The sequence below is a fragment of the Streptomyces turgidiscabies Car8 genome (assembly GCF_000331005.1).
Taxonomy (GTDB): Bacteria; Actinomycetota; Actinomycetes; order Streptomycetales; family Streptomycetaceae; genus Streptomyces; species Streptomyces turgidiscabies.
The window spans coordinates 1-9,606 of the sequence record NZ_AEJB01000306.1; the positions used below are offsets into that span (position 1 = coordinate 1).

General features: G+C 69.4%; 9 protein-coding genes. 6 read left to right on the plus strand and 3 right to left on the minus strand.

What is annotated here, in order from left to right; translation table 11 throughout:
- Positions 1–51 precede the first annotated feature (51 nt).
- The gene (locus STRTUCAR8_RS20180) at positions 52–405 is read right to left on the minus strand and encodes a Rieske (2Fe-2S) protein (RefSeq protein ID WP_044472530.1); all 354 of its coding nucleotides are present in this window, start codon (positions 403–405) and stop codon (positions 52–54) included.
- Positions 406–744: 339 nt separating this feature from the next.
- Here STRTUCAR8_RS20180 and STRTUCAR8_RS20185 point away from each other — a divergent pair, with 339 nt between their 5' ends.
- Positions 745–1,734 carry a helix-turn-helix transcriptional regulator gene (locus STRTUCAR8_RS20185; protein ID WP_078507246.1) on the plus strand — a complete coding sequence of 330 codons (990 nt, stop codon included), beginning with the start codon at positions 745–747 and terminating at the stop codon, positions 1,732–1,734.
- A gap of 15 nt (positions 1,735–1,749) precedes the next feature.
- Positions 1,750–2,775, plus strand: a complete 1,026-nt coding sequence (locus tag STRTUCAR8_RS20190; protein WP_006377720.1) for a helix-turn-helix transcriptional regulator — start codon at positions 1,750–1,752, stop codon at positions 2,773–2,775.
- Here the strand turns inward: STRTUCAR8_RS20190 and STRTUCAR8_RS20195 are convergent.
- Positions 2,708–3,796 (minus strand): helix-turn-helix transcriptional regulator, encoded by a 1,089-nt coding sequence (locus STRTUCAR8_RS20195; protein WP_078507247.1) that lies wholly within the window; start codon positions 3,794–3,796, stop codon positions 2,708–2,710. The genes STRTUCAR8_RS20190 and STRTUCAR8_RS20195 overlap by 68 nt on opposite strands.
- A gap of 409 nt (positions 3,797–4,205) precedes the next feature.
- Here STRTUCAR8_RS20195 and STRTUCAR8_RS20200 point away from each other — a divergent pair, with 409 nt between their 5' ends.
- The 3 genes from STRTUCAR8_RS20200 (at position 4,206) to STRTUCAR8_RS20210 (ending at position 7,617) form a co-directional block, all read left to right on the plus strand.
- Positions 4,206–5,750: a circularly permuted type 2 ATP-grasp protein gene (locus tag STRTUCAR8_RS20200; protein WP_006377716.1), complete on the plus strand. Its 1,545-nt coding sequence runs from the start codon at positions 4,206–4,208 to the stop codon at positions 5,748–5,750.
- Positions 5,747–6,688 carry an alpha-E domain-containing protein gene (locus STRTUCAR8_RS20205; RefSeq protein ID WP_006377719.1) on the plus strand — a complete coding sequence of 314 codons (942 nt, stop codon included), beginning with the start codon at positions 5,747–5,749 and terminating at the stop codon, positions 6,686–6,688. The genes STRTUCAR8_RS20200 and STRTUCAR8_RS20205 overlap by 4 nt, the downstream gene beginning before the upstream one ends.
- A gap of 86 nt (positions 6,689–6,774) precedes the next feature.
- The gene (locus tag STRTUCAR8_RS20210) at positions 6,775–7,617 is read left to right on the plus strand and encodes a transglutaminase family protein (protein ID WP_044472535.1); all 843 of its coding nucleotides are present in this window, start codon (positions 6,775–6,777) and stop codon (positions 7,615–7,617) included.
- Positions 7,618–7,729: 112 nt separating this feature from the next.
- Here the strand turns inward: STRTUCAR8_RS20210 and STRTUCAR8_RS20215 are convergent, their stop codons facing one another.
- Positions 7,730–8,818: a sugar ABC transporter substrate-binding protein gene (locus tag STRTUCAR8_RS20215; RefSeq protein WP_086025782.1), complete on the minus strand. Its 1,089-nt coding sequence runs from the start codon at positions 8,816–8,818 to the stop codon at positions 7,730–7,732.
- A 301-nt stretch (positions 8,819–9,119) separates the two neighbouring features.
- Between STRTUCAR8_RS20215 and STRTUCAR8_RS20220 the strand changes: the two genes are divergently transcribed.
- Positions 9,120–9,563 carry a hypothetical protein gene (locus STRTUCAR8_RS20220; protein WP_044472533.1) on the plus strand — a complete coding sequence of 148 codons (444 nt, stop codon included), beginning with the start codon at positions 9,120–9,122 and terminating at the stop codon, positions 9,561–9,563.
- Positions 9,564–9,606 lie beyond the last annotated feature (43 nt).

The following is a 9,606-nucleotide window of genomic DNA, read 5'->3' on the forward strand; positions in this document are numbered from 1 at the left end:
CCGCTACTGGGGGGAAGCACCTGAGCGATCTACTGCGACGGGGGAATCGCGTCAGGCACTGCGGGGGGTGGCTGAGATGGTCTGTACGTCCTGGATGCCAGGGACATCCGGGATGTCGGGGTGGTCCAGCCGGTGGTCGCGCTGATCCAGGTTCACAAAGATCATTCCGTACCGAATGGCACACCGTACGGGCTGCGGCGCCCCCCGAGGCCGCCGCAGACACCGGTATGCCCGAACGTCCTCTTCGTCGTCCCGCGTCACGACGACCGGCTCTCCGAACACGGTCACCATCAGCGAGTCACCGCTGTGGGGGATGGCGGTGACCAGGTCGATGAAGTGCCAGCCGGAGCGGTAGGCGGTGGCCATTTCGCGACGGAAGGAACGGTCGTCGGGTGGAGTCGTCATGTCAGTCCCATGTGCTGTCAAACGGACCGACGGAGGGCCCTGCAACGCTGTCACCGGCAACTACGGAACGCGCGCTCAGTGGCGGCCAGGTACTGTCCGCCCTGTTGCCACTCTCCGTGCCGGACAGGCCACTCAGTGCCCCGAAGGTCGCGACGGCTGAGAAGGCGGCGACAAGCACCCAGCGAAGCATTTTCTTACGCATAATCGGCTTCGTCCTCACTTGAAGGTCCCTCTTTCCCCCGTCGAGTAAGACGATGGCTCATTCGGGCACGTCATGGCCACACAATCGATGCATCATGTTCCTGCACGTTCAGGACCCTGGGGGGTGGAGATTTGGTGATGAATGGGACTAAAGCGACACATCCCCATGCGGTGACCGAGTTGTGCGAGGAGGGCAGCCGTCTTTATGCGGCCGCTCTGCGCACCGGGCGCATCGCCCGATCGGAGGTTTCGACCACTCCCTGCCTGGTGGAGTTCGCCCTCCTTCAGCCCGATCCCGACGACCCGACCTGGCTGCGTCCAGTACCCCCGTCGGTGGCTCTCACCCAGTGGCTGGACCCGATAGAGCGTGAGATCCGCGAGCGCAGACGGCACTCGATCGAACTGGTCGACTCCTTCGAACCCTTCATGGCCCTCGCCGCCCAGCCCGCGGCCGGTACGCACGCGATCACCGTGCTGGAGGGCAACGACCGGATCAACGCCGCTCTCAACCTCGCCACGGCCCAGTGCCGGACCGAGATGCTCACCGTCCAGCCCAGCCAGGGCGGCGCCCGCCCCGAGCGGAGTCTCCTCCAGGGGCTGGAGCGCGACCGCCCGCTGATCGAACGTGGTGTGAAGCTGCGCACGCTGTATCAGCACACGGCCCGCTACAACCCCGAGCGTCTCGCGTACGTGGACCAGGTCGCCGACGGCAAGGTGGAATACCGCACGATCGACGAGTTGGTCGAGCGCCTCATCATCTGCGACGAAACGGTTGCCTTCATCCCCGTGCGCGACGACCGGCAGGTCGCACTGGAGCTTCGGCACACCGGTCTGGTCCGCTATCTCATCAAGGTGTTCGAATTCATGTGGGGCCGGGCGGTGCCCCTGAGCGCCGGCGCGCCGTACGAAACCGCTCCGGACGGCCTCACCGACATCCAGCACTCCATCGCCAAGCTCCTCATCGAAGGCCATGTCGACGAGGCCATCGCCCGCCGCCTCGGCATGAACGTACGCACCTGCCGCGCCCACATCGCCAAGCTCGCCACCGCCCTGGGCAGCGGCAGCCGCGCCCAGCTCGGGTTCCTGATCGCGCAGTCGGGAATCCTGGACCAGGGCCACGACCACTGAGGAGAGAACCGCTTAGTGACGTCGTCCCCCCACCCCGACCACAGCCCGGACGACCTGTGCGAACCGGGATCGGTGCTGTACCGGCGCACCCTGCTCGAAGGCCACGTACGCGAGTCGGACGCCGAGAACGCCCCCTGCCTGATCGACCTCGGGCTGCTGCACCCGGCCGTCGACGACCTGGGCCGGCTGGAGCCCGTCGCGCCCCCGGTCGCCCTGCACCGGCTGCTGCGGGGCGCGGCCGAGCGCATCACGGCCGAGCGGCGGCGTGAGGAACGGCTCGCGGAGCTGTTCGAACCGCTGCTGAGCGTGGAGACCCCGGCCCTGCGGACGGACACCCCGACGATCAGCGTCCTGCTCGGCAGCAGGCGCATCAACCAGGCCATCACAGAGGCCATGGCCACCGCCTCCGAGGAACTTCTCTCCGTCCAGCCGAGCATCGAGTACGGCAAGGGGCTCAGCGGACAGGCGCACACCGTCGCCATGGCCCGCGACCAGGCACTGCTCGACCGGGGCGCCCGTATCCGCACCCTCTACCAGGCCACCACACGCCACCAGCCCCTCGTCTTCGCCCGCTACGAGAAGCTGCGCGGGGACGCCCAGGCCCGCTTCCTCGACGAGGTCACCGACCGGATCCTCATCGTCGACCGCACCGTCGCCTTCGTACCCGACCGGACGGGCCCGGCTGACTCCGGAGTCGCCCTCGAAGTCCGGAACCCGGCGCTGATCGCGTACTTCGTCTCCGCCTTCGAGGGGCTGTGGACGCTGGCCACGCCGATGTACCCGCAGACGGTCCAGCTGCCGTCCCTGAACGGCGTCACGCCCCGCCAACGGGCCATCGCGGCCCTGCTCGTCGAGGGCCACACCGACTCCGTCATCGCGACCCGGCTCGGCATGAACATCCGTACCGCCCGCGTCCACATCGCCAAGCTCGCCACCACCCTCGGCAGCGAGAGCCGCGCCCAACTCGGTTACCTCATCGGGCAGTCGGGGATTCTGGAGCAGGCGCAGAGTCAGGGGCCTTCGCCGGTGCGGGAAGGCTGATCAGGCCACCCGAGGTGACGCTTCCGTGCTGCGGCCCGTCCAGTCCCGCCTGCGCGATCCGCACCCCCAACTGCGTCCGGCTCACCGCCCCCAGCGTCTCCGACAACCGGGCGATGTGCGCCCGGCACGTCCGTACGCTGATCCCCAGCCGTTCCGCGACCACCGCGTCCTGGTGGCCCTCCGCGAGCAGGGCGGCGATGGACCGCTCCCGGTGCGAGATGCCCTCGATGCCCGTGTCGGGGAGCGGGGCCGTGAGCGGTACGGCGAAGCGCCACAGCCGCTCGAAGACAGTCACCAGGTACTGCACCAGCGCCGGATGCCGGATCTCCAGCGCGACCGTCCGCTCCGCGTTCGCGGGGATGAACGCCACCGTGCCGTCGAAGACGATCAGCCGCTCGATCACCTCGTCGAGGGTGCGGGCCTCGACCGTGCCGCCCATCAGTTCGAGGTAGTTGAGCAGGCCCTGGCCGTGCCGGGCCACGTGGTTGTAGAGGTCCCGCATCCGGACCCCGCGCTCGCGCAGCGCGAGGGCCCGGTGCAGGCCCTCCGAGAGTTCGTACTCGCGGCGGATACCGCCGGGCTGCACGGTCAGCACCTCGGTCGCGCAGGCCTCCGTCGCCTCGTCCATCGCGGCCTGGATACGCGCGAGACCGTCCAGCACGCGCAGGGCGGTCCCCTCTCCGGAGCCGGAGCTCGAGCCGGCGGACTGGATCTGGCTGCCGAGACGGGCGTACGACTCGAAGGCGGCGACGGCGGAACCCACGCGCCGCTGGCTCGCGTTGACCTCGTCGTACACGCCACGCAGCAGCCGGGTCATGACCTCCTGCGGAGAGGTCGGCACCAGCCAGGCCATGTCATCGGGATCGGGGTGCAGCAGGGCGAGTTCGAGCAGACACGGCACCGGGTCGGCGTCACGGCGCGGCACACGGCCCCGCCGTACGGCCCGGGAATACACGCGATCCCCGGCCTCGCACAGTCGGTCAGCACCGTGTGGATGCTCGTCCGTCCCGTGCCCGGCCATCGCCCCATCCCACCACTGGATCCAGAACTTTGCAGCGCAACTATGCGCGGCCCGGACGTGGTCCGCAACACGGCGTGGCGCGTCACGCGCCCCCAATCCCCTTACTATGTCCGACTTTCGCCCCTCCTCCGCCCGTGTCCCTGCAACAAGCTGACGGTGGTGGGGCGCTGCCCCGAAGGGCATTGTGGAAGGCGCTTCCCAAGACGTAACGGGGGCGCCGCAAGGCGCACGGGGGAACGTCTGGAGCAGCCCCGGCCGGGTGTCCCCCATCCAGCCGGGGCTATCGGCCCGCCCGGACGCGGTCGCGATCCGACGGCGCGGGAGGGAAAGCGCGTACCACTCCTGTCGCGCAAGCTCCCGGAAACCGCACGGAGATCGTCCCGTTACGTCCCGCCCCTACCGTCAGGCCATGGCGGACATATTTGACGCATACGCGTTGGCCGACGCGTGGGACGAGATGTTTGTGCGGCCGGGTGAGGTCAGGACCGCCTATGAGCCGGTACTGGCTGCGCTCCAGCCCATCGAACCGACCGAACTGCGCTTCCGGGCCGACCAGATGGCCCGGGCGTTCACCGACCGCGGGGTCACCTACGCCTTCGCCGGTGAGGAGCGGCCCTGGCCGCTGGACCTCGTGCCGAGGATCCTCGACGCCCTGGAGTGGGATCTCATCCAGCGCGGGGTGGCCCAGCGGGTGCGGGCCCTGGAGGCCTATCTCGCGGACGCGTACGGGCCCTGCAAGGCCTTCGAGGACGGTGTCGTGCCGTGGCGGCTGCTGCTCAGCTCGCCGCACTTCCACCGGGCCGCCCAGGGCATCGAGCCACCCGGCGGGGTACGTATCCACGTCGCCGGCATCGATCTCGTCCGGGACGAGGCCGGGGACTTCCGGGTCCTGGAGGACAACGTCCGGGTGCCGTCCGGGGTGTCGTACGTCATCGAGAACCGGCGGGCGATGACCCGTATCTTCCCGTCCCTCTTCGCCGAACAGCACGTCGTCCCCGTCGACGGCTACGCGGGGCGACTGCTGGCCGCGCTGCGGGCCGCCGCGCCGGACGGGGCCGTCGATCCCCGGGTCGTCGTCCTGACCCCGGGGCCGAGCAACGCCGCCTACTTCGAACACGCGCTGCTGGCCCGGCTGATGGGCGTGCAGCTGGTCGAGGGACACGATCTGGTGTGCCGCAAGAACCGGGTGTGGATGCGGACCACGCGCGGTGAGGTGCCCGTCCATGTCGTATACCGACGGCTGGACGACGACTTCCTCGACCCGCTCCATTTCCGGCCCGACTCGGTGATCGGCTGCCCCGGCATCCTGAGCGCCGCCCAGTCGGGGACGGTGACCCTCGCCAACGCGGTCGGCAACGGCATCGCCGACGACAAGCTGCTGTACACCTACGTACCCGATCTGATCCGGTACTACCTCTCCGAGGAACCGATTCTTCCGAACGTGGAGTCGTTCCGTCCGGACGAGCCGGGCCAGTTGGACGCCGTGCTCGACCAGATCGACCAGCTGGTCATCAAGCCGGTCGACGGCGCCGGCGGCCAGGGCATCGTCATCGGCCCCAAGGCCGACCGGGAGACCCTGGAACGGACCCGGAAGGCGGTCGCCGCCGACCCCCGGGGCTGGATCGCCCAACGCCCCGTCGCGCTCTCCACCTCCCCCACCCTGGCCGGCGAGCGGATGGCGCCGCGCCACATCGACCTGCGCCCGTTCGCCGTGAACGACGGCACCGACGTCTGGGTCCTGCCGGGCGGGCTGACCCGCGTTGCCCTCCAGGAGGGCAACCTGATCGTCAACTCCAGCCAGGGCGGCGGCTCCAAGGACACCTGGGTGCTCGCCGAGGGCCCCACCGAGACCGCGTACCCCGAGCCGACCGGCACGCTTCCCGAGGTCGCCCCACGCCAGCACGGCCCCGACGGCAACCTCACCCTCGTACAGGAAGGGGCGCAGCAGCAGTGAACGACGTGATCCTCTCCCGGATAGCCGAAGCCCTGACATGGACGGGCCGTTACGTGGAGCGGGCCGACGCCACGAGCCGCATCCTGGACGCCTATCTGCACCGCCTCCTCGAGGACCCCTGGCGCGACGAGGACGCGGCCTGCCGCTCCCTGTACGCGATCCTGGGCGTCGACGCGGGCGGCCAACCCGTCGACATGCAGCAGGTGTTGGACCAGCTCGCCTTCGACGCCCTCTCGACGTGTGCGATCGAGGGCGCGCTGGGGGCGGCCCGGCTCAACGCGAGAAGCGCCCGCGAGGCCGTCTCCTCGGAGATGTGGGAGTGCCTCAACTCCACCTGGCACGCCCTCGCCGACCAGCGCCTCGCGGCCCGACGCACGGGCCCGTACGCCTACTTGGAGCTCGTACGGCGCAGATCCGCCCTCTTCTTCGGTCTCGCGGACTCCACCATGAGCCGGGACGACAGCTGGCGCTTCGTCGTCCTCGGACGCAGCCTGGAGCGGGTGGACATGACCGTACGGCTGCTGTCCGTACGGGTGTTGGACGCCGCCCACGCCCCCGACTGGCCGACGCTGCTGAGCGCGAGCGGCGCGGACGAGGCGTACGCGCGGGTGTACAGCGGTTTCGGTGACACTCCGAGAGTGGCCGAATTCCTGCTCCTGGACCGGGACTTCCCGCGCTCGGCGCTGCACGCCCTGACGACGGCGGAGGAGTGCCTCGCGGCCCTCGGCCGTCCGCGTCAGGACCCTGCCCGCCGCCCGATCGGCCGGCTGCGGACCCGCCTCGAGTATCTGGACTCGCAGGCCATGGAGGACCAACTCCCCGTACTGCTACAGGACTTGCAGACCGCCTGCATGGCGTCGGCGGAGGCGGTCGCGGAGAAGTTCTTCCCGTACCAGGGGCCCGTGGAGTGGGCCCAGGAAGGAGCGCGAGCGGTATGAGCAGCAATGGGACGGACGGCGGGACGGGGAGCGGGGCCGGGAGCGGGCCGGGCGGCGGGACGAGCATCATGCCGGCGAACGCGCCGATGACCCGCCGGCTCCGTATCCGGCACGTCACCCGGGTCGCGTACGCGCAGGCCGCGGTCTCCTCGCACAACGAGGTCCGGATGACTCCGCTGACGCTCCCCGGCCAGACGACGCTGGACGCCCGGGTCACCGTGAACCCGACGACGCCGACCTGGTCGTACTGGGACTACTGGGGCACGCAGGTCACCGGTTTCGACCTGATGGATCCGCACGCCGACCTCACGATCACCGCCCAGAGCCTGGTGGAGACCGCTCCCCCGGGCCCCTTGGACCCCGCGCCGAGCTGGGCGGAGATCGCCGACCGGACGGCCAACTCCCGTCTGCTGGAGTACGCGACGGCGACGGTACGGACGACGGTGCCGCCCGAACTGGTGGCACGGGCACGGGAGGTGGCCGTGGGCCTCGACCCGCACGAGACGGCGACGGCGGTCTCCGCGCTGGTCGCGGACCGGGTGTCGTACCTGCCCGGGACGACGGGCGTGAACACGTCGGCGGCGGAGGCGTGGGAGCAGGGCGCGGGCGTCTGCCAGGACATCGCCCATGTGACGATCGGGCTGCTGCGGGGCCTGGGCCTGCCCACCCGCTATGTCTCCGGCTATCTCCACCCCGAGCGGGAGGCGGAACTGCACCGCCCGGTGGAGGGCCAGTCCCACGCCTGGGTGGAGTACTGGGCGGGCGACTGGTGCGGCTACGACCCGACGAACCGGACCCGCGCCGACGAGTCCCACGTGGTGGTCGGCCGGGGGCGCGACTACGACGACGTGACACCGCACAAGGGCGTGTACCGGGGAGTGGCCGGGGGGCCGCCGGAGGTGACGGTGGAGTTCACGCGGGTGGCGTGAGGGGCGTTCCCGTACCTACGGGATGCGCGTCGCGTACCCCCGGGCGGCGGGTGGCCCGGGGGTACGCGACCCTGGCGGTGGCGGTGGCCGTGGCTCCCGTCGCCACGGATGGCTACTTCAGCCCGAGGGCCGCGCAGTCGTCGTCGAGCTTCGCCGTGCAGATGTCGGAGATCTTGTAGATGCCGTCCTCGACGACCGTGCTCTTGATGTTGTCCTTCGTCAGAGCGACGACGCTCACCAGCTGGGCCGGGATGTCCTTGTTCGTGGGGCTGTCGACCTTGTCCCGGGTGAGGGCGTCGAACTGGATGTCGCGGCCCTGGATACGGGCGACGGCCATCTCGGCCGCCGTCTCGGCCTCCTGCGGGTACGACTTGTAGACGCTCATGTACTGCTGGCCGTCGATGATCCGCTGCACGGCGGCCAGTTCGGCGTCCTGCCCGGTGATCGGCGGCAGCTTGGTGACGCCCGCGGCCTCCAGTGCCTGGATGATGCCGCCCGCCATGCCGTCGTTCGCGGAGTAGACGGCGGCGATGTTGTCCTTGCCGATGATGCCGATCGCCTTGGTCATGTTCGCCTCGGCGTTCTCCGGCTTCCAGTCCTTGGTGTCGAAGGACTGGGCGATCGTCACCTTGCCGTTGAGCTCGGAGAGGGCGCCCTCCTTGAACTGCGCGGCGTTCGGGTCGGTCACCGACCCGTTCATCATGACGATCTTCTTCGACCCGTCGACGTCACCGTCGAGCGCCTCCAGGAGGGAACGTCCCTGCACCTCGCCGACGAGCTCGTTGTCGAAGGAGATGTACGCGTCGATGGGGCCCTCGGCCAGCCTGTCGTACGCGATGACCGGAATCCCGGCGTCCTTGGCCTTCTTCACGTCGCCGGCGATGGCGTGCGCGTCCACGGCGTCCAGGAGCAGGACGTCGACCTTGTCGTCGATCATCTTCTGCAGCTGCTGGGCCTGTTTGGCGGCGTCCGCGCCCGCGTTGGCGTACTCGACCCGGCCCTCGCCGTTGGTGATCGACGCGACCTTGTTCTTGATGATCGGGTAGTCGAACTTGTCGTACCGAGTGTTCGCCGTCTCCGGAAGCAGCAGCCCCACGGTGATGTCGTTGCCCTTGGCCGGGGTCGCCTCACCGGCTTCCCCACTGGCGTCGAGTGCGCCGCAGCCGGCAGCGAGGGACACCGTGACCGCGGAGGCGGCCATGGCGACGGCGGAACGACGCAAACGAGCCACGCGAGTCGCGCGACTCATGTGAATCGGACCAACCGGACGAGGCAGACGAAACATTCGGGCGCTCACTTCAGGTGCTTTTGGGACGTGGGCGCAGCAGTGCGGCCCATGTGTCTGAAAAGACAACTCGGGGGACCCTACAGGCGTCAAGCGAAACTACGTATCCGGAGGGCAACATCACACTCCGTCGCCCAGGTGAAGAAGTGGCGGAAGCCTGTGCAGACGGTCTCCGCACACTCTCCATCAAGTGCGCGGAGCAAGCACACGGAGCTCTTTGCGGAGACCCGACCAAGATCGGTACAACCGAGGACGTCCCTCACGGGTCCTGATCACCGACGGCTGGATTCCGCCGTTCCCGAACGGCCCCGGTGGACCGGACGGACGCGATGAATCCGATCGAAACGATCGACCCGCCTACCGCTACGCGGTCAGCGGCTATGACTACAGCGGCGAGGTCGCGGCCACCACCGGCACCGACAAGCAGGCGCCCTCGGCTCCGGCGTCCTTGACCGCCACCGCCGAGGACTGGGGAACGGCGCTGACCTGGTCGCATGCGGCGGACGCCGACCTCGACGAATACACCGTGTGGCGAGGTACGACCGTCGACGGCGTCTGCACGGACGCCGAGAAGATTTGGTACACCGCCGTGGCCAAGACCTCGTACCAGGACGTCAACGTCGCGGACGGAATGGCACCACTTCACTGCCGGTCCTGGTGAGCGTGGTCGTACCGCCGGTTTCCTGACGGAACCGACGTGACCC

Coding starts and splice junctions, on each gene's coding strand:
- STRTUCAR8_RS20180 (WP_044472530.1), bottom strand. CDS start 405: ATGACGACTCCACCCGACGACCGTTCCTTCCGTCGCGAAATGGCCACC.
- STRTUCAR8_RS20185 (WP_078507246.1), top strand. CDS start 745: ATGAATGGGACTAAAGCGACACATCCCCATGCGGTGACCGAGTTGTGC.
- STRTUCAR8_RS20195 (WP_078507247.1), bottom strand. CDS start 3,796: ATGGCCGGGCACGGGACGGACGAGCATCCACACGGTGCTGACCGACTG.
- STRTUCAR8_RS20200 (WP_006377716.1), top strand. CDS start 4,206: ATGGCGGACATATTTGACGCATACGCGTTGGCCGACGCGTGGGACGAG.
- STRTUCAR8_RS20210 (WP_044472535.1), top strand. CDS start 6,775: ATGACCCGCCGGCTCCGTATCCGGCACGTCACCCGGGTCGCGTACGCG.
- STRTUCAR8_RS20215 (WP_086025782.1), bottom strand. CDS start 8,818: ATGGCCGCCTCCGCGGTCACGGTGTCCCTCGCTGCCGGCTGCGGCGCA.